This window comes from Mycolicibacter senuensis, assembly GCF_002101885.1.
Classification (GTDB): domain Bacteria; phylum Actinomycetota; class Actinomycetes; order Mycobacteriales; family Mycobacteriaceae; genus Mycobacterium; species Mycobacterium senuense.
The window spans coordinates 22,178-43,775 of sequence record NZ_LQPS01000054.1; the positions used below are offsets into that span (position 1 = coordinate 22,178).

At 68.0% G+C, this 21,598-nt stretch carries 29 protein-coding genes and 1 pseudogene; 20 read left to right on the forward strand and 10 right to left on the reverse strand.

All coding sequences use genetic code 11. The annotated features are described in order from the left end of the window. Positions 1 to 54 precede the first annotated feature (54 nt). From AWC24_RS20175 to AWC24_RS20185, 3 genes are read right to left on the reverse strand one after another with little or no spacing between them, the layout of a single operon-like run. The gene (locus AWC24_RS20175) at positions 55 to 297 is read right to left on the reverse strand and encodes an exodeoxyribonuclease VII small subunit (protein ID WP_085088649.1); all 243 of its coding nucleotides are present in this window, start codon (positions 295 to 297) and stop codon (positions 55 to 57) included. Continuing rightward, positions 287 to 1,531, reverse strand: coding sequence for an exodeoxyribonuclease VII large subunit (gene xseA, locus AWC24_RS20180; RefSeq protein ID WP_085088652.1), 1,245 nt, complete (start codon positions 1,529 to 1,531; stop codon positions 287 to 289). Before xseA ends, AWC24_RS20175 begins: the two co-directional genes overlap by 11 nt. Continuing rightward, positions 1,528 to 2,148: a lipid droplet-associated protein gene (locus tag AWC24_RS20185; protein ID WP_085088655.1), complete on the reverse strand. Its 621-nt coding sequence runs from the start codon at positions 2,146 to 2,148 to the stop codon at positions 1,528 to 1,530. Before AWC24_RS20185 ends, xseA begins: the two co-directional genes overlap by 4 nt. A 97-nt stretch (positions 2,149 to 2,245) precedes the next feature. Between AWC24_RS20185 and AWC24_RS20190 the strand changes: the two genes are divergently transcribed. After that, complete coding sequence (locus AWC24_RS20190) at positions 2,246 to 3,259, forward strand: 4-hydroxy-3-methylbut-2-enyl diphosphate reductase (RefSeq protein WP_085088658.1); 1,014 nt, start codon at positions 2,246 to 2,248, stop codon at positions 3,257 to 3,259. A gap of 35 nt (positions 3,260 to 3,294) precedes the next feature. On the opposite strand, the gene AWC24_RS20195 is transcribed toward AWC24_RS20190, so the two are convergent. Beyond that, positions 3,295 to 4,407, reverse strand: coding sequence for a DUF6542 domain-containing protein (locus AWC24_RS20195; protein ID WP_085088661.1), 1,113 nt, complete (start codon positions 4,405 to 4,407; stop codon positions 3,295 to 3,297). Positions 4,408 to 4,471: 64 nt separating this feature from the next. Between AWC24_RS20195 and ychF the strand changes: the two genes are divergently transcribed. The 4 genes from ychF (at position 4,472) to AWC24_RS20215 (ending at position 6,502) form a co-directional block, all read left to right on the forward strand. Next, positions 4,472 to 5,545, forward strand: coding sequence for a redox-regulated ATPase YchF (ychF, locus tag AWC24_RS20200; RefSeq protein WP_085088664.1), 1,074 nt, complete (start codon positions 4,472 to 4,474; stop codon positions 5,543 to 5,545). Positions 5,546 to 5,578: 33 nt separating this feature from the next. Further along, complete coding sequence (locus tag AWC24_RS20205; RefSeq protein ID WP_085089105.1) at positions 5,579 to 5,860, forward strand: type II toxin-antitoxin system RelE/ParE family toxin; 282 nt, start codon at positions 5,579 to 5,581, stop codon at positions 5,858 to 5,860. Beyond that, positions 5,832 to 6,155 carry a HigA family addiction module antitoxin gene (locus AWC24_RS20210; protein ID WP_407663431.1) on the forward strand — a complete coding sequence of 108 codons (324 nt, stop codon included), beginning with the start codon at positions 5,832 to 5,834 and terminating at the stop codon, positions 6,153 to 6,155. Before AWC24_RS20205 ends, AWC24_RS20210 begins: the two co-directional genes overlap by 29 nt. Positions 6,156 to 6,244: 89 nt before the next feature. After that, positions 6,245 to 6,502 (forward strand): hypothetical protein, encoded by a 258-nt coding sequence (locus AWC24_RS20215; RefSeq protein WP_085089107.1) that lies wholly within the window; start codon positions 6,245 to 6,247, stop codon positions 6,500 to 6,502. Here the strand turns inward: AWC24_RS20215 and arr are convergent. Further along, a complete protein-coding gene (arr, locus tag AWC24_RS20220) occupies positions 6,495 to 6,905 on the reverse strand; it encodes an NAD(+)--rifampin ADP-ribosyltransferase (RefSeq protein WP_085088670.1) in 411 nt (136 codons plus the stop codon). The two genes, AWC24_RS20215 and arr, sit on opposite strands and share 8 nt — an antisense overlap. A 108-nt stretch (positions 6,906 to 7,013) precedes the next feature. Here arr and AWC24_RS20225 point away from each other — a divergent pair, with 108 nt between their 5' ends. Continuing rightward, positions 7,014 to 7,403: a VOC family protein gene (locus AWC24_RS20225; protein ID WP_085088673.1), complete on the forward strand. Its 390-nt coding sequence runs from the start codon at positions 7,014 to 7,016 to the stop codon at positions 7,401 to 7,403. Between the two features lie 6 nt (positions 7,404 to 7,409). Here AWC24_RS20225 and AWC24_RS20230 read toward each other — a convergent pair whose 3' ends face one another. Then, positions 7,410 to 7,763: a Fe-S protein gene (locus AWC24_RS20230; RefSeq protein WP_085088675.1), complete on the reverse strand. Its 354-nt coding sequence runs from the start codon at positions 7,761 to 7,763 to the stop codon at positions 7,410 to 7,412. A gap of 96 nt (positions 7,764 to 7,859) precedes the next feature. Between AWC24_RS20230 and AWC24_RS20235 the strand changes: the two genes are divergently transcribed. From AWC24_RS20235 to AWC24_RS20250, 4 genes and pseudogenes are all read left to right on the forward strand, one after another. After that, positions 7,860 to 8,381: an OsmC family protein gene (locus tag AWC24_RS20235; RefSeq protein WP_085088678.1), complete on the forward strand. Its 522-nt coding sequence runs from the start codon at positions 7,860 to 7,862 to the stop codon at positions 8,379 to 8,381. Then, positions 8,378 to 8,701, forward strand: coding sequence for a putative quinol monooxygenase (locus tag AWC24_RS20240; protein ID WP_085088681.1), 324 nt, complete (start codon positions 8,378 to 8,380; stop codon positions 8,699 to 8,701). The genes AWC24_RS20235 and AWC24_RS20240 overlap by 4 nt, the downstream gene beginning before the upstream one ends. Positions 8,702 to 8,708: 7 nt before the next feature. Further along, positions 8,709 to 8,870 (forward strand): annotated as a pseudogene (locus AWC24_RS20245) (antitoxin); the annotation flags it as partial. Continuing rightward, positions 8,857 to 9,165 (forward strand): type II toxin-antitoxin system PemK/MazF family toxin, encoded by a 309-nt coding sequence (locus AWC24_RS20250; protein WP_085088684.1) that lies wholly within the window; start codon positions 8,857 to 8,859, stop codon positions 9,163 to 9,165. The pseudogene AWC24_RS20245 and the gene AWC24_RS20250, both read left to right, overlap by 14 nt. 1 nt (position 9,166) lies before the next feature. Here AWC24_RS20250 and AWC24_RS20255 read toward each other — a convergent pair whose 3' ends face one another. After that, positions 9,167 to 9,859: a guanylate cyclase gene (locus tag AWC24_RS20255; RefSeq protein ID WP_085089111.1), complete on the reverse strand. Its 693-nt coding sequence runs from the start codon at positions 9,857 to 9,859 to the stop codon at positions 9,167 to 9,169. Positions 9,860 to 9,881: 22 nt separating this feature from the next. Here AWC24_RS20255 and AWC24_RS20260 point away from each other — a divergent pair, with 22 nt between their 5' ends. Beyond that, complete coding sequence (locus tag AWC24_RS20260) at positions 9,882 to 10,100, forward strand: hypothetical protein (protein ID WP_085089109.1); 219 nt, start codon at positions 9,882 to 9,884, stop codon at positions 10,098 to 10,100. 26 nt (positions 10,101 to 10,126) lie between these two features. Further along, on the forward strand, positions 10,127 to 11,161 hold the full coding sequence (locus tag AWC24_RS20265) for a PE-PPE domain-containing protein (RefSeq protein ID WP_109560581.1): 1,035 nt from the start codon (positions 10,127 to 10,129) through the stop codon (positions 11,159 to 11,161). Positions 11,162 to 11,181: 20 nt separating this feature from the next. On the opposite strand, the gene AWC24_RS20270 is transcribed toward AWC24_RS20265, so the two are convergent. Together AWC24_RS20270 and AWC24_RS20275 are read right to left on the reverse strand one after the other, a co-directional pair. Further along, positions 11,182 to 12,003 (reverse strand): adenylate/guanylate cyclase domain-containing protein, encoded by an 822-nt coding sequence (locus tag AWC24_RS20270; protein ID WP_085088689.1) that lies wholly within the window; start codon positions 12,001 to 12,003, stop codon positions 11,182 to 11,184. Further along, on the reverse strand, positions 12,004 to 12,849 hold the full coding sequence (locus AWC24_RS20275; protein WP_085088691.1) for an alpha/beta fold hydrolase: 846 nt from the start codon (positions 12,847 to 12,849) through the stop codon (positions 12,004 to 12,006). It abuts the gene before it with no gap. Positions 12,850 to 12,874: 25 nt separating this feature from the next. Between AWC24_RS20275 and AWC24_RS20280 the strand changes: the two genes are divergently transcribed. From AWC24_RS20280 to AWC24_RS20300, 5 genes are read left to right on the forward strand one after another with little or no spacing between them, the layout of a single operon-like run. Continuing rightward, complete coding sequence (locus tag AWC24_RS20280; RefSeq protein WP_085088694.1) at positions 12,875 to 13,378, forward strand: Rv1363c family protein; 504 nt, start codon at positions 12,875 to 12,877, stop codon at positions 13,376 to 13,378. Further along, on the forward strand, positions 13,375 to 13,848 hold the full coding sequence (locus AWC24_RS20285; RefSeq protein ID WP_085088696.1) for a hypothetical protein: 474 nt from the start codon (positions 13,375 to 13,377) through the stop codon (positions 13,846 to 13,848). Before AWC24_RS20280 ends, AWC24_RS20285 begins: the two co-directional genes overlap by 4 nt. 10 nt (positions 13,849 to 13,858) lie before the next feature. Further along, the gene (locus tag AWC24_RS20290; protein WP_085088698.1) at positions 13,859 to 14,749 is read left to right on the forward strand and encodes an alpha/beta fold hydrolase; all 891 of its coding nucleotides are present in this window, start codon (positions 13,859 to 13,861) and stop codon (positions 14,747 to 14,749) included. 26 nt (positions 14,750 to 14,775) lie between these two features. Continuing rightward, positions 14,776 to 16,011 (forward strand): DUF1298 domain-containing protein, encoded by a 1,236-nt coding sequence (locus tag AWC24_RS20295; RefSeq protein ID WP_085089113.1) that lies wholly within the window; start codon positions 14,776 to 14,778, stop codon positions 16,009 to 16,011. 10 nt (positions 16,012 to 16,021) lie between these two features. Further along, the gene (locus AWC24_RS20300) at positions 16,022 to 16,534 is read left to right on the forward strand and encodes a DoxX family protein (RefSeq protein ID WP_085088701.1); all 513 of its coding nucleotides are present in this window, start codon (positions 16,022 to 16,024) and stop codon (positions 16,532 to 16,534) included. Here the strand turns inward: AWC24_RS20300 and AWC24_RS20305 are convergent. Beyond that, entirely contained in the window at positions 16,504 to 17,943 is a 1,440-nt protein-coding gene (locus tag AWC24_RS20305; RefSeq protein ID WP_085088704.1) for a short-chain fatty acyl-CoA regulator family protein, read from the reverse strand. The two genes, AWC24_RS20300 and AWC24_RS20305, sit on opposite strands and share 31 nt — an antisense overlap. Before the next feature lie 119 nt (positions 17,944 to 18,062). On the opposite strand from AWC24_RS20305, the gene prpD reads away from it, so the two are divergent. From prpD to AWC24_RS20320, 3 genes are read left to right on the forward strand one after another with little or no spacing between them, the layout of a single operon-like run. Beyond that, entirely contained in the window at positions 18,063 to 19,568 is a 1,506-nt protein-coding gene (gene prpD / locus AWC24_RS20310; protein WP_085088707.1) for a 2-methylcitrate dehydratase PrpD, read from the forward strand. After that, on the forward strand, positions 19,565 to 20,482 hold the full coding sequence (prpB, locus tag AWC24_RS20315) for a methylisocitrate lyase (RefSeq protein WP_085088710.1): 918 nt from the start codon (positions 19,565 to 19,567) through the stop codon (positions 20,480 to 20,482). The genes prpD and prpB overlap by 4 nt, the downstream gene beginning before the upstream one ends. Next, positions 20,479 to 21,597: a bifunctional 2-methylcitrate synthase/citrate synthase gene (locus AWC24_RS20320; RefSeq protein WP_085088713.1), complete on the forward strand. Its 1,119-nt coding sequence runs from the start codon at positions 20,479 to 20,481 to the stop codon at positions 21,595 to 21,597. The genes prpB and AWC24_RS20320 overlap by 4 nt, the downstream gene beginning before the upstream one ends. Position 21,598 lies beyond the last annotated feature (1 nt).

Below are 21,598 nucleotides of genomic sequence, written 5' to 3' on the forward strand. Positions count from 1 at the left end.
CGGGCGAGCATAACTGAACGTGTTTCAGTTCCGGTGGGCTTCCAAGGGTGCACGTCATGCCCGTTCGTCCTCGCCGGTCTCGGCGGCCAGGGCCTCCTGCACCCGGCGGCGGGCCCCAGCCAGGTGCTCTTCACATCGCTTAGCCAGCTGTTCGCCTCGCTCCCAGAGGCTCAGCGAGGCGTCGAGATCCAATCCGCCCTGTTCCAGTCGCTGCACCACCTCGATCAGCTCGTCGCGACAATGCTCGTAGCCGAGATCACTAACGGGCCTCGTGGGGGCGGGGTCGTCAGTTGCCATCGTGGTGCCCTTCACTGGTAGCGGCGATTGCTCCGTCGGCGACCCGGATCCGCAGCTGGGTGCCGGCCGGAGCGCCCTGCACCGACCGCAGCACCTGCGGCGGCCCGTCGGTGCCGACGGTCTGGACGACCGCGTAGCCGCGGGCCAGGGTGGCGGCCGGGCCCAGGGTAGCCAGCCGCGCCGACAGGTGCCCGACCCGTTCGGCCTGTACGGCGATCAATCGGGTGATGTCGCGGCGTACCGCGGCCAGGGCACGCCCAACCTCCTCGGCGCGCTCGGTCAGCGCCCGCAGCGGATCGGCCAGCACCGGGCGACTGCGTAACTGGGCCAGCACGCGCTCCTCGCGCACCACCCAGTTGCGCACGGCTTGTGCGCTGCGCCGGCGCAGGTCGTCGACCAGTGCCTGCTCGGCCGACGCGTCCGGAACGATCTTCTTCGCCGCGTCGGTGGGGGTGGCCGCGCGCAGGTCGGCGACCAGGTCACACAGCGGGTTGTCGGGTTCGTGGCCGACCGCGCTCACCACCGGGGTGCGGCATGTCGAGATGGCCCGGCACAGGGTCTCATCGGAGAACGGCAGCAGGTCCTCCACGCTGCCACCACCGCGGGCCAGCACGATCACGTCCACGTCGGGATCGGCGTCCAATTCGTGCAGTGCCTCGACGATCTGGGCCACCGCGTTGGGCCCCTGTACCGCGGTGTTGCGCACCGCGAAGCGCACCGCCGGCCACCGTGCGCCGGCGACCGTCATCACGTCCCGCTCGGCGGCGCTGGCCCGGCCGGTGATCAGCCCGATGGTGGCCGGCAGGAACGGCAGCTGCCGTTTGAGCCGCGGGTCGAACAACCCCTCGGCGTCCAGCAGTCGGCGCAGCCGTTCGATGCGGGCCAGCAGCTCGCCGATTCCGACAGCGCGAATCTCGCTGAGCCGCAAGCTGAACGTGCCCCGCGCGGTGTAGAAGTTGGGTTTCCCGCAGACCACCACCTGGGTGCCCTCGGTGAGTTTGACCGGGGCGCCGGCCACCAGCTCGGGGGTGCACGTCACCGTCAGTGACATGTCGGCGGCGGGATCGCGCAACACCATAAAGACCGTGCGGACCCCGGGGCGCAGGTTGATCTGGGTCAGCTGGCCTTCCACCCACACCGAGCCGAGCCGGTCGATCCAGCCTTTGACCCGGATCGCGACCGCGCGAACCGGAAACGGGTTCTCGGCGGAGTTGCCCGGTGCGGGGGCACTCACTTCGTGGTAGTGCGGGTGATCCTGTTGGCCAGCAGCGTCTGGAACGGTGCCCGCGCCTTGGTGGCCTCCTCGTAGCCGAGCAGGGTCTCCAGCTCGTCGATGCTGAGCGAGGCCAGCCGGGCCCGCAGCTGGGCCAGGGTCAGGTTGCCGTAGTCGAGCTCGTCGACCAGGTCGGGTGTGGGCACGGCCGCGTCCGTCTTGCCCACGCCCGGTGTGACGTCGGTCTCGTCGCGGGGAGCGGGCCGGTCATCGCCGCCCTCGCTGAACGAGTACAGCGCGAAGCGTCCCTCACTGCGCGGGCCGGAATCGGCGTCATCGAAACCGTCGAAAGCCGCCGTGTCGGCGAAATCTGCGCCGTTGACGCCGTCGTCGGTGTCTTCGTCGAAGGTGGCCCACTCCGGCTGCTCGTCCTTCGGCGGGAACAGTGACTCAAGGGTGGTGTCGCCCTTGTTGACCAGCTCAGCGATGTTCTGCTGCCAGCGCATCACAGCGTGCGCGGCCTGGCTGGCCAGTGTCATCGGGTAGGTCAGGATGGTTTGCGGCAGCTTCATCGTCTCCTCGACGGCGACAGTTGCCGCGCCGACCAGAAGCCGGACGCCAAAGGGTGCAGTAGCCATGGCCACCAGCCTGCCTTACCTGCCGTTCATCGCCAAGTACCGAGGGGGGCGTGCGTGAGCTGGCGGTCGCCCGACGCCAGACCGTACCCTGGGTGCCATGTCCCCCACCCTCGATTTGGAGACCGTTAATAGTCCAGGCAGGTCCGCCGCGTCGCTGGGCGCCGCCCCGGCCGGTAAGCGGGTGCTGCTGGCCGAGCCCCGCGGCTACTGCGCGGGCGTCGACCGGGCCGTCGAGACGGTGGAGCGGGCGCTGGAGAAGCACGGTGCACCGGTGTATGTCCGCCACGAGATCGTGCACAACAAGCATGTGGTGGACACGTTGACCAACAAGGGTGTGGTCTTCGTCCACGAGGCCGACGAGGTGCCCGAAGGCGCGATGGTGGTGTTCTCCGCGCACGGTGTCGCACCCAGCGTGCACGATTTGGCGGCCGACCGCGGCCTGCGCGTCATTGACGCGACCTGCCCGCTGGTGAACAAGGTGCACAACGAGGCCAAACGGTTCGCCCGGGACGGCTACGACATCCTGCTGATCGGCCACGCCGGCCACGAAGAGGTCGTCGGGATCATCGGTGAGGCCCCCGACGACGTCCAGCTGGTCGACGGTCAAGACGCGGTGGCCTCGGTGCAGGTGCGCGACGAGAACAAGGTGGTGTGGCTGTCGCAGACCACGTTGAGCGTCGATGAGACGATGCAGACCGTGGTCAAGCTGCGCGAGCGGTTCCCGAAGCTGCAGGACCCGCCCAGCGACGACATCTGTTATGCCACCCAGAACCGGCAGACCGCGGTCAAGGCGATGGCCCCGGAGTGCGAGCTGGTGATCGTCGTCGGATCGCGCAACTCGTCGAACTCCAACCGGCTGGTCGAGGTGGCGCTGGGCGCCGGCGCCGACGCGGCCCATCTGGTCGACTACGCCGACGACATCGACCCATCGTGGCTCGACGGGGTGGAGAGCGTCGGGGTCACCTCCGGGGCTTCGGTGCCCGAGATCCTGGTCCGCGGCGTGCTGGAGCGGTTGGCCGGGTACGGCTACGAGACGGTGTATCCGGTGACGACCGCCAACGAGACGCTGGTGTTCGCGCTGCCCCGGGAGATCCGGCCCGACCGACGCTAGCGCCGATCGCTGGTGTCGCGCCGACCGGGCGCAGCTCAGATGTCGTACTCCCAGGAGTCGAATTCCCCGGTCCGGGGCTGGCGGGATCGGGTGCGGGGCTCCCTGCCAGTTTCGTCGTCGCCGCCGGTCCGGTAGCGCACCCGCGAGACCGGGTGGTGCGTGCTGCCGGCGCCGTTGCCGCGACCGGCCGGTGGTGGCTGGCGCCGGCGGGGTAGCGACTCGGGTGCCTCGGAGGGCTGATAGCCGCGCGCCCGGGGATCCCGGTCGGCTCTCGAGCGCGGTTCAGGGCGTCGTCGCGGCGCCTCGTCCTGCCAGTCAGGAGCTGGGCGCCGCCGCCGCGGCAGCGGTTCATCGCGCAGGTCGGGTGCCGGGCGCCGCCGGCGCGGGCGTTCGGTCGCCGGCACGTCGTCCATCGGCGGCCGCACGTGGCGGGAGCGCGACGGGACAGCTCCGTTCGCTCCACGGCGACGCTCGCCGGAGCGGGCGGCCGGACGGCCCGAGGTGGTCTTTCGGGCGGCGCGCCGTGCTTCCGGGGTGGCCCGCCGCGGACGGTCGCCGGGGCGTCGTTCGCGCGGGGCCCGGGCTGCCGGCGGCTCGATGGCGTGGGCGGGATTGCGGCTCAGAGCCGCGGTGAGCAAGGCACTCAGCTTCTCGACGACCGCGGGCCGCCGGCGTGGGGCGGCATCGTCGTCGGACACGGGTGTCGTCGCGCCGCTCAGCATGCCCAGGTACCAGCGGACCATCCCGAGCAGCAGCACGGCTGCGGCCGTGAACAGCATCAACGGGAATCGCTCGATCAGCGGGTATCCGCAGTTGATGAGGATGGCCTTCACGCCCGGGAATCCGCCGCCGCGGAACAGCCAGTAGGCGGCCGGCACCGTGCAGAACAGGATCAACGGGGGTTGGACGACGGCGGTGAACACCGCCGATTGCCGCACTGTGAGCACCGCGGCGATGCAGCCCATCGCATACAGTGCGGAGAAGACGATGCTCAGTTCCTTATCGCCGGAGCCGGCGTCGAAGGCCACTCCGACCGCGGTCGCGACTACCGCCACCGCCACCGCGCCCCACCACGGAAAACCGGCGGCATTGGGCAGGATCGAACGGTGGTCGGCCGCTACCGCCGACGTGTCCCGCTGCGCTGCCACACACTGACGGTACCGGCTGGCGTCGGCGGCCGTGCATCGTGGCACGCTCTACACTTGGCTCCCTGTGAGCTTGAGCCTGGGAATCGTGGGGTTGCCCAACGTCGGGAAGTCGACCCTGTTCAATGCGCTGACCCGCAATGATGTGTTGGCGGCCAACTACCCGTTCGCCACCATCGAGCCGAACGAGGGCGTGGTGCCGCTGCCGGACCCGCGGCTGGCCAAACTGGCGGAGATCTTCGGCTCCGAGCGGATCCTGCCGGCGCCGGTGACCTTCGTCGACATCGCCGGGATCGTCAAGGGTGCCTCGGAAGGGGCCGGACTGGGCAACAAGTTCCTGGCCAACATCCGCGAGTGCGATGCGATCTGCCAGGTGGTACGGGTGTTCTCCGACGACGACGTGGTGCACGTCGACGGCAAGGTGGATCCGGAAGCCGACATCGAGGTGATCGCCACCGAGCTGATGCTGGCCGACATGCAGACCCTGGAGAAGGCGGTGCCGCGCCTGGAGAAGGAAGCCCGCAACAACAAGGACCGCAAGCCGATGCTGGAGGCGGCGGTGGCCGCCCAGCAGATCCTCGACAGCGGCAAGACGCTGTTCTCGGCCGGGGTGGACCCCGCGCCGCTGCGTGAGCTGAACCTGCTGACCACCAAGCCGTTCCTGTATGTGTTCAATGCCGACGAGTCGGTGCTCACCGATTCCGCGCGGGTGGCCGCGTTGCGTGAGCTGGTGGCGCCGGCCGACGCGGTGTTCCTCGACGCCAAGATCGAAGCCGAGCTGGCCGAGCTGGACGACGAGTCGGCGATGGAGCTGCTGGAGTCGATCGGGCAGACCGAGCGCGGCCTGGATGCGCTGGCGCGGGCGGGTTTTCACACGCTGAAGTTGCAGACCTATCTGACCGCCGGGCCCAAGGAGGCCCGGGCCTGGACCATCCATAAGGGCGACACCGCGCCCAAGGCGGCCGGGGTGATCCACACCGACTTCGAGAAAGGCTTCATCAAGGCCGAGGTGGTGTCCTACGACGACCTGGTCGAGGCTGGTTCGATGGCCGCCGCCAAGGCCGCCGGCAAGGTGCGCATGGAGGGCAAGGATTACATGATGGCCGACGGGGACGTGGTGGAGTTCCGGTTTAACGTGTAACGTTATTGACGTTGGTCGTTATACGATGACGTGGTGATCAGATCGTTCGGCGACAAGAGCACCGAACGAATCTGGCACGAGCAGTACGTGAAGGGAATTGATCGACCGCTTCAGCGGGCGACGCTGCGCAAGCTCGAACTGCTTCATGCGGCCAGCGACTTGGAGGATCTGCGGATCCCACCGGGGAACCGCTTGGAACGACTAGTCGGGGGCCGTCGCGGCCAGCACAGCATCCGGGTGAACGCCGAGTGGCGCGTCTGTTTCGTCTGGAGAGAAGGAGGTGCAGATGATGTCGAACTCGTCGACTATCACTGAGAGCGATCTGATCGATCCGATCCACCCGGGGGAGATCCTGCTGGAGGATTTCATCGAGGGGTTCGGCATCACGCAGAACAAGCTCGCCGTCGCGATCGGCGTGCCGCCACGCAGGATCAACGAGATCGTGCACGGCAAGCGAGGCATCACCGCTGATACGGCAATCCGTCTTGCGCGGTACTTCGGGACGTCGGACGAATTCTGGATGAATCTGCAGTCCAACTACGAACTGAGGCTCGAACGGAAAGCGCTGCGCGACAAGGTCGCCGCGATCACTCCGTTTAAGTCGGGGTAGTGGTGCCCGTATCTGCCGCGTCGAATCCGTGGCCGGTATGGGCTCCGTCTGTGACCTGAGCGCGACGGCGGCAGGGCAGGCTCGTGGTCATGACAGTGGTTGAGCTGATCTATCTGGTGGCAGCGCTGCTGTGGATTTTCGTGGTGGTCGCAGCGCTGTGCGTCGGAGGCCACTACCTGCTCAAGCTCCGGGCCAGGCGGCGTCGCGTGAACGGCTTGATCGACGGTGTGCGGCTGTTCATTGCGGGCGCCGTCGGCCCATACCGAGCTGTGGCAGCGGGTAGCGCAGCCATTCTCCAGAGGCTGGTTGGTGGATTCGCAGCGGATGACCGGGGCAGGATCAGTTGATGATCTCGTCGAGCCCGGCCGCCCGGAGCGCGGCCAACCGGACCCGCCACTCCTGAAGTGCGTCCGGCGTCAACCGTGGCCAGTCGTCGATCTCTTCGACGATTCGGAGCGGGTGGCGGCTGCGATAGGACCGAGTGGGATTGCCAGGGAACTTCTTGTCGGTGACGTTCGGGTCGTTCTCGAACTCGCCGGTCGGCTCGACCCGAAACACCCGCGGCGTGCCGTTGCCGGCCGCGAGCTCGGCCGCTAGCCCGGCGCCGTCGAGCAGTGCGGTGAAATAGATGTGGTTCATGATGATCGTCGGACGGTAATTCGACGCGAACCCCGCGGTTAGCAGGTCGTCGAAGCGAAGATCGGCTTTGGTTCCGTGGAAGAAGGGACCCTCGTCGAGTACGTCGCTCATCGTCTCCGAGAATATCGGCTTGCGTTCGCCGGGCGTCGTTGTCGGACGTCGGGACTAACCTGCATCGGGTTATCGCACCCAGAGCCGCCCGGAGGACCGAATAAGTTCATGTCGACGCGCATCATCACCGCCGACGTCCAACGACTGGTCGGCTTCTACGAGCTGATCACCGGTGTGGCCGCGGTGTGGGGCAACGAGCTGTTCGCCGAGATCCCGACGCCGGTCGGCACGCTGGCCATCGGGAGTGTCAAGACGGTGCCGTTGTTCGGCGACGGATCCGCCGAGCCGGGAGCCAACCGCAGTGCGATTGTGGAGTTCCTCGTCGAGGACGTCGACGCTGAATACCAGCGGCTACGCGAACACCTGACCGAGGTCGTGACCGAGCCGACGACCATGCCCTGGGGGAACCGGGCGTTGCTGTTCCGGGATCCGGACGGCAACCTGGTCAACTTGTTCACCCCGGTCACCGACGCGGCCCGGGCCAAATTCGGGTGCTGAGCCCGGCTACCAGATGACGGCGAGACCCGCGGCGGTCAGGGTCAGCGCGCCGGCCGCGTAGAACAGCGCCCGCGGCGCGTCACCACCCGAGCGGCGTTGCCGGGCCCGCCCGATGCCGAGCACGGCGCCCAGGGCGACCAGGATCACCAGTTTGGTCCCGATCTTGGGGTAGTTGAGCACCACGTCGGCCGGCCAGGGTGCTGCCAGTGCGAGCCCGGTCAGCAGCGACAGCACCACGCCGTAGTCCATCAGCGGGGTGAGCTGGAAACGCCGCTCGAAGCCTTGAGCGGCCAGGGCCCCGAAGATCACCGCGAATCCGACGATGTGCAGAAGCACTATTACGTGCCGTAGTACGTCCACGCTGCCCAGGTTAGCCCGTGGCGGAGGCAAAAGACATTTCGATCTCGGCGACGGCAACGGTTTCGTTCGCCGGTGCCGTCACTATTGTTGGCTGGCATGACTGCTTCGACCACCCGGCTGGCCGCCGTCGTCGCCGCCACCAGTGATCCCGCCGCCGCCGATCCGGCCACCTCCCAGGTCGTGTTCCAGGCCTCCGCCGTCGCCCATGATGCGGTTGCCAGCACCATCACCATGGGCCGCTACAGTGCCGAGGTCGACGAGCCGCCGACGCTCGGCGGTGAGAACACCGCGCCTAACCCGGTCGAGTACTACCTGGGCTCACTGTTGTCCTGCCAGATCGTCACCTGGCGGTACTGGGCCGAGAAGCTGGGCATCACGGTCGACGAGATCACCGGGCGCGCCGAGGGCGATCTGGACGTGCGCGGCTTCTTCGGCCTCGACGACTCGGTGCGGCCCGGCTTCAGCGAGGTGCGGGTGGTCATCACGGTGACCGGCCCGGAAACCGAAGAGCGCTACCGAGAGCTGCATCAGGTCGTCGAAAAGCACTGCCCGGTGCTGGATTTGACCATTAACGTCACACCGGTGCGCAGCAGCGTCGAAGTCGGCGGCAGCCGGTGATCTTCATCGTGGTCAAATTCCGGACCAAACCGGAGTGGGCTGAGCGCTGGCCGCAATTGGTCGCGCAGTTTACCGAAGCCACCCGGGCCGAAGAAGGCAACCTGTGGTTCGAGTGGTCTCGCAGCCTGGATGACCCTGATGAGTACGTGCTGGTCGAGGCGTTCCGCGACGGCGACGCCGGCAGCTCACACGTCAACAGCGACCACTTCAAGAAGGCCATGGCCGAGATGCCGCAGGCGCTGGTGTCGACACCGAAGATCATCAGTCAGCAGATCGAGGCGACGGATTGGTCGCCGATGGGTGAGCTGACGGTCGACTGACAGCGGCCTCCGCGACGCGCTGCGGCGCCACCTGGCCGCGCTCGCTGCCGACGATGACCTACAGGCGTACGCCAGGCAGCCCGTTACGGACGAGGAGAACGCCTTCGCCGAGGTGGCCGACTGGGGGCCGGCGGAGGATTGGGCGGACTGGGCCGATGCGAAACGGTGAACTGTGGTTCGCCGCGACACCCGGCGGCGACCGACCGGTGCTCATTCTCACCAGGGACCCGGTTGCCGAGCGGATCGGATCGGTGGTGGTTGCGGCACTGACCCGCACCCGCCGCGGCCTGGTGTCGGAATTGGAATTGACCACCGTCGACGATGGCGTGCCCAGTGACTGCGTCGTCAACTTCGACAACATTCACACGCTGCCGCGTTCCGCGTTCCGTCGCAGAATCATTCGGCTTTCCCCAGTGCGTCGGCAGCAGGTGTATCGCACGCTGCGGGTGAGTACGGGGTGTTGATTCAGGGAACGACGACGATCTCGCGGCCCAGCTGGTATCCGGGTGTCAGCGGCAGGATGTCACCGCTCCAGAACTTGCCGGGGTCGAACCAGTTGGCGTCCTTGTCGGTCGAGAGCAGACCCATCTCCTCGTAGGTGATGGCCACCGTCTCGGCGCAGTAGGCGGTTTGCAGCGCGACTCGTGACTTACGGGCTCTGCGGCGCTGGCTGACTTCGCGAACCTTGCGGTCCAGCACCGGGATTCCGCGGGTCCAGTCGCCCGCGGTCGGCAGCCGGCCGCGCAACCACCGGCCGGTGAGCCGCGCCGTGGTGGGAAACGCGGTGCCGTCCATCCGGGCGATCACCTGCAGTAACCGGTCCTCCTGTTTCCGGGTGATGGTTCCGTTGAGCTGACGGAACCAGCAGCGCTGCTGGTAGCGGCCCGTCCACTGTTCGACGGAGGCCCGCGCGTCGTTGAGTTGCACACCGCGATGGTTGGTGCCCGTCCAGTAGTCGAGCAGCTTGTCGCCGAGTTCGGCATGCCAGATCAGCGGCGGCAGGTCGTCGAGCGCCACTGTCATCCCGACGTGATTGACCGGGGCGTTGGACAGGGTTTGGATGGCGCGATCCGGGCCGGAGCGGCCACGGAACAGCCAGATGTCACCGGTGCGGGTCTCGGCCAGTGCGCGTTCCAGAGTCACCGTGTGTTCGTCCACGACAGCACCATAAGGTGTGTTCGTGCGCAGCATTTGGAAATGGATCGGCCTGGCGGGCGCGGTCGGCGTCGCAGCCGGGGGAGTGCTGGTGGTGCGGGATCAGCGCCGCAGAAGGGCCTACACACCGGACGAGGTACGTGCGCGGCTGCATCAGCGGCTGGCCGAAGCCGGCGGTTCAGCGAGGCTCGACGGAGGAGAGCTGGAGCTGGGACCGCCGCATGAGCCCGGCGGCGACGACTGATTGCAGCTGTAAGGAGCGCCATGAGAATGACCGCGGTTCTGACGCAGATTGCGATCACCGGCGTGATAGCGGGCGGGTTGCTCGCAACGCCCGCCGGCCACGCCACCCGAGCCGCGGTGACTCCGCTGTCACACACCGCGATCATCGTCGGGGGCACCACCCAGACGACGCCGTCGGCGACACTCGCACAGACCGCCGCGGAGCTGTTCCTCAAACCGCTGGGCTTCGACGTGGACGGCAATTCCGCGGTATGCGTGATCGGCACCGACGCGTGTGACGCCCCACTACAAGTCCTGACGACTCCGGCGCTCGTCCAGCAGGGGCACAGCAGCTTCGCGGCGGCAGCCGAGATCGTCCGAGCTGTTGAGGCGCACTTCGCCGCCGATTCGGACACCTACGACGCCGAGAACCCGCTGTTTGTATTCGGCTACTCGCAGGGCGCGACCGCCGTCACGATCGCGATGTCGCAACTGGCTCACAACGGAATCGACTCCGACGCGGTGCATTTCGTGACCATCGGTGACCCCTACACGCCCAACGGCATTCTGTCGCATCTCGAACCGGCCCTGGAATCGCTGGTCGGCCCGCAGCTCGCCCCCGGCATCATCAAATTCTTCGACTACTTCATCGATTTCATGATGCTGCCCGAGCTCGACAAGACACCTGCGGATCTCTTCCCGGCCACCGTCTACACCCTCGACAATGACGTGATCGGCGACTTCACCGGCGCTTTCGGCCAGGGTGGCCTGTGGGGCGCGTTGCAGGGTTACCTTGTCAACCACGTCGAATACCTGGGTTTGACACCGGAACAGATCGCCGACGCGACCACCACGGTCGACGGTGACGTGACCTATGTCAACATCTCCGGCGACATCGACCACTCCGCCGCCTGGCTCAACGCCGTGGATCACGGCATGTTCGACAGCGGGCTCTGGGAGAGCCTGTACAACACCGCAGTCGCCTTCGCCTACAACCTCTTCGGCGGGATGGAGCAGTTCTTCACCGACTGGCTCGGGATCGATTGGGGCGGAGTCGAAGAGACACTCAACGTCTGGTTCTGAGCCGGCTCGGCTCGGTTCGCCTAACCGATATCCACTGCGTAGAGCCGGTGGGTTCCGGCGAAGCCCTTCAGCTCGGCGTCGCGGCCGGCCCCGACGGTGATGTCCTCGCAGTCCTGGACGGCGTCGCGCACCGGTCCGCTGATCAGGATCTGGGCGCCGTCGGCGGCGGCGGCCACCCGGGCGGCCATTGCGACGTTGCGCCCGAACAGGTCGTCGCCGCGGCGCACCGAGCGGCCCATGTGGACGCCGATCCGGACCCGGATCGGGTGCTGCGGTTTGCGGCCGCGCCGCTGCTGCAACGCGCGTTGAATGTCGATGGCGCAGCGCACCGCGGGCTCGGGTTGGGCGAACGCGATCATGTACCCGTCGCCCTGGCTTTTGACCACGTGCCCGCGGTGCTCAGCTACGGTGCGCTGCACCATGTCGTCATGCCGGGCGATCAGCTTCACCCACGCCCGGTCACCGATCCGCTCATTGAGGGCAGTGGACTCCTCGATGTCGGTGAACAGGATCACCACATGCCCGTCTGGCGTGAGACGGGCCAGATCAGGGCGTTCCACCTCCGCCCAATCGGCGAGTTCTTCGATCGAACTGCGCACCGCGGCGCCGAATCCCTGCTTACGCACCAGGTTCGCGGTCTGCCACACCGTTTTGACGGCTTCGCGTCCACCGGACAGCAGCAGGTTTCGGGTGTCGACCCGTTGGCGCAGTGCCTCGGCCTCGGCCCGGGTTGCCCGCAATCGTGCGGTCAGCACGACCAAGGCGAGTGCTTCGGCGACCGCCACCGCTGCCAGCACGCCGGCCGCGAGCAGCGGCGGCGTCAGCCAGTCGATGCCGAACATTCAGCTGGACACGAACTCGACGACGGCCGCGCTGAACGCATCGTTGTCGTCACCGGCCGCGGTGTGCCCGGCCCCGGACAATTCGACGAAACGCGCACCGGGAACCTTGGTCAGAAAGTCCGCCACGCCCTCGGCGCTGACCACGTCGGACAGCTTGCCGCGGATGAGCAGGATCGGGATCCGCAGCGCGATGGCAGCCGACTCCATCTTCTCGGTGCGCAGCGCCGGGTCGTCGCCGGGCTTGGTCATCAGGGCCGGATCCCAGTGCCAGTACCAGCGCCCGTCGCGGAACCGCAGATTCTTCTTCAGGCCCTCCGGGCTGCGGGGCTTGGTCCGGTGCGGCAGGTATTCGGCCACCGCGTCGGCGGCCTGCTCGAGCGAGTCGAAGCCGTCGACGTGGCTGAGCATGAAGTCACGGATCCGGGCGCTGCCGTCCTTCTCGTAGCGCGGCACCACATCGACCAGCACCAGCTTGACCACCCGCTGCGGCCCGGCCTGCTCGGCGACCAGGATTCCGGTCAGGCCGCCCATGCTCGCCCCGATCAGCACCACCGGTCGGCCGATCGCGTCGATCACCGCCAGCGCGTCGGCGGTCAGCGTCTCGATGGCGTAGTCGGCATCGGGTGCGCGGTCGCTGTCGCCGTGGCCACGGGTGTCGAGGGCGACGACGTGATAGCCCCGGTCGGCCAGGATCTGGCCGGTCTTGTGCCAGGAAAGCCGATTCTGGCCGCCCCCGTGCAGCATCATGATCGTCGGGGTCGCTGCAGCGGCATCCCGGTTCCACTCATCGGCGATCAGCGTGACTCCGTTGACGCCGTCGAATTCGACGGTCTGGGCTGTGCTCATCAGGAGATGGTAGACAGTTTGGGTAATGGTGGGTGATGACAACGCGGACGTCGGGCAGCGTCGCGCACTGATCGCCGGGCTGATCGGGGTGCTGATGACGGCGGGCGTGCTCGGCTGGCTCGGGTTCCGCGCCGAAGCGGCCCACAGCGCCGTCGCGCAGCGGGAGATGTTCCTACAGGCGGCCCGGCGGACGGCGATCAACCTGACTTCGGTCGATTACCAAGACGCCGAAGGTGATGTGCAACGCGTCCTCGATTCGGCGACCGGCGAGTTCCACGAACGGTTCGCCGCCCGGGCGCCGTTGCTGATCGAGACGGTCACCCGGGAGCGGTCACTGGCGGTCAGCGCGGTGAGTGAGGCGGGCCTGGAATGGCAGTCCGACGACGAGGCGCAGGTGCTGGTGGCCGTCAGCGTCGCATCCACCCACCTGGGCGGTCTGCGCGAGCGGCCGCATGAACTGCGGATGCGGATGACCGTGCAGCGGGTGGGCAAGCAGGCCAAGGTTTCCGACATCGAGTACGTCACATGAGGCGGCTGGTCTATGGCGTGCTGCCGGGACTGATCCTGGTCGCGGCGCTAGCGGCCGGGTGGGCCAGGTGGTACGAGGGATCGCACCGCTCCGACGAGCTGATCCGTGACGAAACCATCGCGGAAGCAACCGAATTCACGGTTGCGGTGCTGTCGTTTCGGTCCGACACGGTAGAGCGTGACCTGTCCGGCGCCGAGTCGTTGATGACCGACGGTTTCCGGGAGATCTTCGCGGCGCGGGCGCGCGACCTGATCATCCCCGACGCCAAGGCGCGCAAGGTCACCGCGGAAGCCGAGGTTCTCGCTGCGGCGTCGGTGTTCGCCACACCGAGACGCGCTGCGGTGCTGGTCTTCGCCGACCGTACCGTCACCGTCGGCTCGGACGAGGCCGTCGAGGTCGAGTCGAGCTACCGGGTGGCATTGCAGAAGGTCGACGGCCGCTGGCTGGTCGCAGATTTCGAGCCGGTCTGAGGGGCAGACGATGAGTGAACCGCGCTGGATCGACGTGACGGCGCCCGGGGTGTCGCTGCGGGCACTGAGTTGGGGTGAGCCGGGAAATCCGGTGGCATTGTGCCTGCACGGTTTCCCCGACACCGCCTACGGATGGCGCCGGGTGGCGCCCCGCCTGGTCGCGGCCGGATGGCACGTGGTGGCGCCGTTCATGCGGGGCTATGCCCCGTCGTCCATTCCGGACGACGGCAGTTATCACATCGGGGCGCTGATGCATGACGCGCTGCGGGTCTACGAAACGGTCGGTTCGACCGGCCGTGATGTGGTGATCGGTCACGACTGGGGTGCGATGGCGGCCACCGGACTGGCGGCGTTGCCGGACAGCCCGTTCACCAAGGCGGTGATCATGTCGGTGCCTCCGGCGGCGGCGCTTCGCTCGGTCGGGGCGGCGGACGGCGTCGTCATGGCCGGTCTCCTGCCGGCGCAGCTGTTGCGCAGCTGGTACATCGGCTACTTCCAACTGCCGTGGCTGCCGGAGCGATCCTCCTCCTGGATACTGCCGCGGCTGTGGCGGCGATGGTCGCCGGGCTATGCCGCCGAGGAGGACCTGCGCCACGTCGACGCGGCCATCGGGACACCCGAAGGCTGGCGGGCGGCGCTCGGACCCTACCGGGCGTTGCGCAGCGTCCGGGTGCCCGATCGCTATGCCGAGCTGCACCGGCACTGGCTGGAGCTGCCGCGGTTGCCCAGCTTGTATCTGCACGGGCGCACCGACGGCTGCATGACACCGGCCTTCACGCGGTGGGTGGATCAGGCGCTGCCGGCCGGCAGCGCGGTGGCCGTGGTCGAACACGCCGGGCACTTCCTGCAACTCGAGCGGCCCGACGAGGTGGCCGACCGGGTGCTGCACTTCTTCACCTGATGAGCGGGGGCCCGCGCGGACACCGGATGGCCGCGGTCGACGCCCAGTTCTACTGGATGTCGGCGGCGATCCCCAGTGACCAGTTTCTGCTGTACGCCTTCGCCGGAGTCCCGGCCGACCTCGACGGAGCCGTCGCCCAGCTGGCCGGCCGTGCCCGGCAGAGCCCGCACCTGACCCAGCGGGTCGAGGAGGCCGGTGCGCTGGGCTACCCGCGGTGGGTGCCGGCGTTCGATCACATCGGGGGTGTTCGGCACCGCGCCCCCGAGGACAGCTGGGCCGGCTGCCTGGACGCGGTGGTGGGCCTCACCGGCGACCAGCTCGACGTCCGCGCGGCGCCCTGGCGCCTGCATGTGTTCGCGCCGGTGCACGGTATCCCGGGCCACCGCGGCGCCGGCACGGTCGCGGTGCTGCAGGTGGCGCACGTACTCGCCGACGGCGCGCGGGCCTCGGCGTTGGCCGCGTGGCTGTTCGGGCGCGCCGCGCCGGTCGCGGCGGTCGACACACCGGGCTCCCGACTGCAGCCGGGTTCGCTGCCCTGGCGCGCCGTCGTCGCGGCACGCTCCCACCGCCGCCGGGACCACGACACCCGCGCCGGCCTGCTGCCGCCCCCCGTCGGAGACCGGCCCCCGCTGGTCACCAACAACCCGCCGGCCGGCCGTCGCGCGGTGCGCACGCTGGTGCGACGGCGAGCCGAACTGAACGGGCCGACCGTCACCGTGGCGGTGCTGTCGGCGGTGTCGGCGGCGCTGTCGGGGTATCTCGACGAGCCGTGCGACTCGCTGGGCGCCGAGGTCCCGATGGCCAAGGCCGGTGTTCGCTTGGCGAACAACCACTTCGGAAACCTCAGGGTCGGGCTCTATCCGGGTCACGACCGGGCCGCCCGGATGGCGGCCATCGCCGCCGACATCACCAACGGTCGGCTTCGCAGCGGGCATCCCGCTTCGGTCGCCGCCGACCGGGCGTTCGCCGCGACGCCGGCGGCGCTGTTGCGCTGGGGCGTCGAGAAGTTCGACCCGCAGACCCGGCCGGTGCGGGTGTCCGGCAACACCGTGGTGTCCAGCGTGTATCGCGGAGCGCCCGACCTGCGTTTCGGGGAGGCACCGGTGTTGCTGACCGCGGGGTTTCCCGCGCTGTCCCCGGCGATGAGCCTCACCCACGGTGTTCACGGCATCGGTGAGACCGTGGTGATCAGCGTGCACGCCGCCGAGTCGGCGATCAACGAAATCGACGTATACCTACGATTACTGGATGCGTCGTTGTAGTTTGGGGCACATGGTCACTGCTGCAGATGTCGCGTTGCTGATCCTGCGCCTGGTGCTGGGCCTGACGCTGGCGGCGCACGGTTTCAACAAGTTCTTCGGCGGCGGACGTATCCCGGGAACCGCGGGATGGTTCGAGAGCATCGGGATGAAGTACGGCAAATTCCAGGCGGTGACCGCCGCCACCGCCGAGATCGCGGCCGGCCTGGGATTGGCTGCCGGCCTGCTCACCCCGGTCGCTGCCGCCGGCTTCGTGGCGCTGATGTCGGTCGCGGTATGGACCGTGCACCGCGCCAACGGGTTCTTCGTGCTCAACGAGGGCTGGGAGTACAACCTGGTGTTGGCCACCGGCGCCGTCGTGGTGGCGATGCTCGGTCCCGGCCGGCTCAGCCTGGACCACCAGATCTTCTGCCGCTGTTGGCTCAACGGCTGGACGGGTCTGCTGATCGCGGTCGGCCTGGGGCTGGCCGGAGCGATCGGCCAGCTGCTGCTCTTCTACCGGTCGCCGACGGTCACCGGCGAGTAGGGCAGTCCGCTGCCGGCGTTCTCGTCGACCACCACCCGCCGGCCGAGGAACGGGAACGCGCGCTGCGGACAGGCCTCTCGGTCGCAGATCTTGCATCCCGCGCCGATCGGCACCACCGTGGCCTGGTCGTCCAGGGCGACCCCGGTGGAATACACGAGTTTGTCGGCATGCGCCAGATCGCAGCCCAACCCGACCGCGAACGTCTTGTGCTGCCCCAGATAGCCGCGTCCCTCGGGCGGTGTGGTGGTCGCGATCCAGAAGTATTTGCGCCCGTCGGGCATCTGCGCGACCTGGGTGATGATCCGGCCGCGCTGGCTGAACGCATCGTGCACCACCCACAGCGGGCAGCTGCCGCCGACCCGGCTGAAATGAAAGGCGGTGGCCGACTGCCGCTTCGAGATGTTGCCGGCCTTGTCGGTGCGGACGAAGATGAACGGCACCCCGCGCCGGCCGGGTCGCTGCAACGTCGAGAGCCGGTGGCACACCGTCTCGAATCCGACCTCGAAGCGGCGCCCCAGCAGGTCGATGTCATAGCGCAACTCGGTTGCCGACCGGTGAAACTGCCGGTACGGCAGCAGAAAAGCGCCGGCGAAGTAGTTGGCCAACCCGATCTTGGCCACCCCGCGGGATTCCGGGCTCAGCGACTGGTCTTGGGCCACGATGTCGGACATCAGCTCCTGCTGCGTCAGCAGTGCGAGCTGGGTGGCGATCTGGAAGGCGCGCTGGCCCGCCAGCAGCCAATGCGCGATGCGCAGTACCCGGGTGACCGGGTCGAAGACGCGTTTGGTTCCCGCCGGCAGGTCGTCGGCGATGGCGACCGTGATGCCGAAGTGTTCGGCGAGCAGCGTCGACAGCTGAATATCCAAGCCGCCGAAACGCATTCCGGTCTCTTTGAACAGCTTCTCGGCCACATCGTCGAGCTCGGCGATGTAGTTGCTGCGGTCGTAGAAGAAGTCCCGGACCTCCTCGAACGGCATCGGGTGGGCCACGGCCTGGGCCACCTCGCCCGACATTCGTGACCGGTAGGATTCCAATTCCTCGGTGGCGCTACGTAGTTGACGGTGCATGGTCAGCAGGCTGGTGCCGATATCCGGCATGCGCGCGACCAGTTCCTCGATCTGGCCGTCGCTGGCGGCGTGTTCGCCGGCGGTGGCGGTGAACATGTCCCGCAGGTCGGCGACCAGCCGGGCATCGGAGTCCCCGGAGAAATACTGGGCGGGCAGGCTGAACCGGTCGGTGAGCGCCAGCAGCACCGGAACGGTGATCGGCCGCTGGTCGTTCTCGAGCTGGTTGACGTAGCTGGTCGACAGGTTCAGTGCACGCGCCAGCGCAACCTGGGTCAGGCCGCGCTCCTCCCGCAGGCGTCGCAGCCGAGCCCCGGCGAACGTCCGGGTGGTCGAGGGTGCCATGTGCCGCAGCTTAGCCCGTCGGGTATTCGCAAGGTTTGCAAAAAACGTGGCGAAGGGATGCATTAGTACGCATTTACGGTGCCTTTCGGCAGATAGACACTGTGCGTAGGGTGTGGATTATGCAGCTTCACGACGTCAAATCCCGCCGCAGCGCCGAAGACTTCCCCCGCTCCGAGCACCTCGCCACCAAGATCGCGCAGGTGGCCGCCGACCCGGTGGCCGTCCCCGACGACACCGCGGCGATGGTGATCAACCGGATCATCGACAACGCCGCCGTCAGTGCGGCCTCGGTGCTGCGCCGGCCGGTGACGGTCGCCCGCCGGCAAGCGCAGGCGCACCCCTCGACCCCGGGCGCCTCGGTATTCGGTGTCGAAGGCAGCTACTCGGCCGAATGGGCAGCCTGGGCCAACGGCACCGCCGTGCGCGAACTCGACTTCCACGACACGTTCCTGGCGGCCGACTACTCCCACCCCGGCGACAACATCCCGCCGCTGGTGGCGGTCGCCCAACAACTCGGGATCTGCGGGGCCGACCTGATCCGCGGTCTGGCCACCGCCTATGAGATCCAGGTCGACTTGGTCAAGGGGATCTGTCTGCACGAGCACAAGATCGACCACGTCGCGCACCTCGGCCCGTCGGTGGCCGCCGGAATCGGCACCATGCTGAAGCTGGACTCCGAGGTGATCTACCAGGCGATCGGTCAGGCGCTGCACCTGACGACCGCGACCCGGCAGTCCCGCAAGGGCTCGATCTCCAGCTGGAAGGCCTATGCACCGGCTTGGGCCGGCAAGGTCGGCATCGAGGCCGTCGACCGGGCGATGCGCGGTGAAGGGGCTCCGGCCCCGATCTGGGAGGGCGAGGACGGGGTCATTGCCTGGCTGCTGTCCGGACCCGATCACACCTACCGGGTTCCGCTGCCCGGCCCCGGTGAGGCCAAGCGCGCCATCCTGGACACCTACACCAAGGAATACTCCGCGGAATACCAGAGCCAGGCGCTGATCGACCTGGCCAAGCGACTGCGGGAACGGATCGGCGACCTGAGCCAGGTAGCCACCATCAAGTTGCACACCAGCCACCACACCCACTACGTGATCGGCACCGGCTCCGGCGACCCGCAGAAGTTCGACCCCGACGCCTCGCGGGAGACCCTGGACCACTCGCTGATGTACATCTTCGCCGTCGCGCTGCAGGACGGCAGCTGGCATCACGAACGTTCCTACGCTCCGGAACGCGCCCACCGGCCCGACACCGTCGCGTTGTGGCACAAGATCTCCACCGTCGAAGACCCGGAGTGGACCCGCCGCTACCACTCGATGGACCCGAATGAGAAGGCCTTCGGGGCGCGCGCCGAGATCACCATGGCCAGTGGGGAAGTCATCACAGACGAGCTCGCGGTCGCCGACGCACACCCGCTGGGCGCCCGGCCGTTCGAGCGCAAGCAGTACGTCGGCAAGTTCACCGAGCTCGCCGAGGGCGTGGTGACCACCGCCGAACAGGAGCGGTTTCTTGCCGCAGCCGAGGGCCTCGCCGGTCTGAGCGGCAGTCAGCTCCGTGAACTCAACATCGTCGTCGAGCCCGCGGTGTTGAACCGGGCGCCGTCGACCCCTGCGGGGATCTTCCGGTGAGTGGGCTGCTCGGGTCAACCGCGACCGCCTCGGACAAACGCGCGGCATTCCGGTTCGGTCTGCAATCGGGTCAGCTGCAACGAATCCCGGGTGCCTTCTCACCTCTGGTCGCCAAGCTGGTCGCCGAGATCGGGTTCGACGGCGTCTACGTCTCCGGGGCGGTGCTCTCGGCCGACCTGGGGCTGCCCGACATCGGGCTGACCACGTTGACCGAGGTGGCCGGGCGCGGTGCGCAGATCGCTGCCGCCACCGACTTGCCGACCTTCATCGACGCCGACACCGGCTTCGGCGAGCCGCTGAATGTTGCGCGTGCGGCGTCGATATTCGAAGACGCCGGGTTGGCCGGTTGTCATCTCGAGGACCAGGTCAACCCCAAGCGCTGCGGGCACCTCGACGGTAAAGCGGTGGTGCCGACCGCCGACATGGTCAAGCGGCTGCGCGCCGCGATCGCCGCCCGCCGGGACCCGAACTTCATCATCTGCGCCCGCACCGATGCCGCCGGGATCGAGGGGCTTTCCGCCGCGATCGACCGGGCAAAGGCCTACGCCGACGCCGGCGCGGACATGATCTTCACCGAAGCCCTGACCGGGCCGGCCGACTTCGAACGGTTCCGGGCCGCAGTCGATGTCCCGCTGCTGGCCAACATGACCGAGTTCGGCAAATCGGAGCTGCTGACCGCTGCTCAACTGACCGACCTCGGCTACAACGCCGTCATCTACCCGGTGACCACGCTGCGGCTGGCGATGTTCGCCGTCGAAGTGGGCCTGCGGGAGATCGACACGGCAGGAACACAATCCGGGCTGCTGGGCCAGATGCAGCACCGCAGCAGGCTCTATGAGCTGCTGCGCTACGCCGAGTACAACCAGTTCGATGACGACATCTTCAACTTCACGTTAGAGGGAGGCCACCGGTGACCACTGCCGAGATTCGCAAAGGACTCGCCGGGGTGGTCGTCGACACCACCGCCATCTCCAAGGTGGTGCCGGAGACCAACTCGCTGACCTACCGGGGCTACCCCGTGCAGGATCTGGCCGCGCGTGTGACCTTTGAGCAGGTCGCCTACCTGTTGTGGCACGGTGAACTGCCCACCGACGCCGAACTGGCGTTGTTCTGCCAGCGTGAGCGGGCGGCCCGGCGGGTGGATCAGTCGCTGCTGTCACTGATGGCCAAGCTGCCCGACAACTGCCACCCGATGGATGTGGTGCGCACCGTGATCAGCTACCTGGGCGCCGAGGATCCGGAAGAGGACGACAGCGCGGAGGCGGCGAATTTCGCCAAGGCGCTGCGGATGTTCGCGGTGCTGCCGACCGTCGTCGCGGTGGACATGCGCCGCCGGCGCGGCCTGGCGCCGATCGCGCCGCACAGCCATCTCGGCTACGCCGAGAACTTCCTGCGGATGTGCTTCGGCGAGGTGCCCGACCCGGTGATCGTCGCGGCGTTCGAGCAGTCGATGATCCTCTACGCCGAGCACGGCTTCAACGCTTCGACGTTCGCTGCCCGGGTGGTCACCTCCACGCAGTCCGACATCTACAGCGCCGTGACCGCGGCGATCGGCGCCCTCAAGGGCTCGCTGCACGGCGGAGCCAACGAGGCGGTCATGCACGACATGATCGCGATCGCCGAACCGGCCCGGGCCGCGGAGTGGCTGCACGCCAAGCTGTCCCGCAAGGAGAAGGTGATGGGTTTCGGTCACCGGGTGTACAAGAACGGTGACTCGCGGGTACCGATGATGAAGCAGGCGCTGGCCCGGGTCGCCGCGGCGCGTGCCGGCGGGCGCTGGCTGCAGATCTACCAGGTGCTGGAGACCGAGATGTTCGCCGCGACCGGCCTCAAACCCAATCTGGATTTCCCCACCGGCCCCGCCTACCACCTGATGGGGTTCGACATCGCGATGTTCACCCCGCTGTTCGTTATGAGCCGGGTGGTCGGGTGGACCGCGCACGTTATCGAACAGACCGCCGCCAACGCGCTGATCCGACCACTGAGTGCCTATTCCGGCCGATCGCAGCGCGCGCTCGACGTCGGCTGAG

Excerpts from the sequence above, each read along its gene's own strand:
- AWC24_RS20175 (WP_085088649.1), bottom strand. The coding sequence starts at position 297 with ATGGCAACTGACGACCCCGCCCCCACGAGGCCCGTTAGTGATCTCGGC.
- AWC24_RS20185 (WP_085088655.1), bottom strand. The coding sequence starts at position 2,148 with ATGGCTACTGCACCCTTTGGCGTCCGGCTTCTGGTCGGCGCGGCAACT.
- AWC24_RS20190 (WP_085088658.1), top strand. The coding sequence starts at position 2,246 with ATGTCCCCCACCCTCGATTTGGAGACCGTTAATAGTCCAGGCAGGTCC.
- AWC24_RS20210 (WP_407663431.1), top strand. The coding sequence starts at position 5,832 with ATGATGTCGAACTCGTCGACTATCACTGAGAGCGATCTGATCGATCCG.
- AWC24_RS20215 (WP_085089107.1), top strand. The coding sequence starts at position 6,245 with ATGACAGTGGTTGAGCTGATCTATCTGGTGGCAGCGCTGCTGTGGATT.
- arr (WP_085088670.1), bottom strand. The coding sequence starts at position 6,905 with ATGAGCGACGTACTCGACGAGGGTCCCTTCTTCCACGGAACCAAAGCC.
- AWC24_RS20225 (WP_085088673.1), top strand. The coding sequence starts at position 7,014 with ATGTCGACGCGCATCATCACCGCCGACGTCCAACGACTGGTCGGCTTC.
- AWC24_RS20235 (WP_085088678.1), top strand. The coding sequence starts at position 7,860 with ATGACTGCTTCGACCACCCGGCTGGCCGCCGTCGTCGCCGCCACCAGT.
- AWC24_RS20250 (WP_085088684.1), top strand. The coding sequence starts at position 8,857 with ATGCGAAACGGTGAACTGTGGTTCGCCGCGACACCCGGCGGCGACCGA.
- AWC24_RS20265 (WP_109560581.1), top strand. The coding sequence starts at position 10,127 with ATGACCGCGGTTCTGACGCAGATTGCGATCACCGGCGTGATAGCGGGC.
- AWC24_RS20270 (WP_085088689.1), bottom strand. The coding sequence starts at position 12,003 with ATGTTCGGCATCGACTGGCTGACGCCGCCGCTGCTCGCGGCCGGCGTG.
- AWC24_RS20275 (WP_085088691.1), bottom strand. The coding sequence starts at position 12,849 with ATGAGCACAGCCCAGACCGTCGAATTCGACGGCGTCAACGGAGTCACG.
- AWC24_RS20280 (WP_085088694.1), top strand. The coding sequence starts at position 12,875 with ATGGTGGGTGATGACAACGCGGACGTCGGGCAGCGTCGCGCACTGATC.
- AWC24_RS20285 (WP_085088696.1), top strand. The coding sequence starts at position 13,375 with ATGAGGCGGCTGGTCTATGGCGTGCTGCCGGGACTGATCCTGGTCGCG.
- AWC24_RS20290 (WP_085088698.1), top strand. The coding sequence starts at position 13,859 with ATGAGTGAACCGCGCTGGATCGACGTGACGGCGCCCGGGGTGTCGCTG.
- AWC24_RS20295 (WP_085089113.1), top strand. The coding sequence starts at position 14,776 with ATGGCCGCGGTCGACGCCCAGTTCTACTGGATGTCGGCGGCGATCCCC.
- AWC24_RS20300 (WP_085088701.1), top strand. The coding sequence starts at position 16,022 with ATGGTCACTGCTGCAGATGTCGCGTTGCTGATCCTGCGCCTGGTGCTG.
- AWC24_RS20305 (WP_085088704.1), bottom strand. The coding sequence starts at position 17,943 with ATGGCACCCTCGACCACCCGGACGTTCGCCGGGGCTCGGCTGCGACGC.
- prpD (WP_085088707.1), top strand. The coding sequence starts at position 18,063 with ATGCAGCTTCACGACGTCAAATCCCGCCGCAGCGCCGAAGACTTCCCC.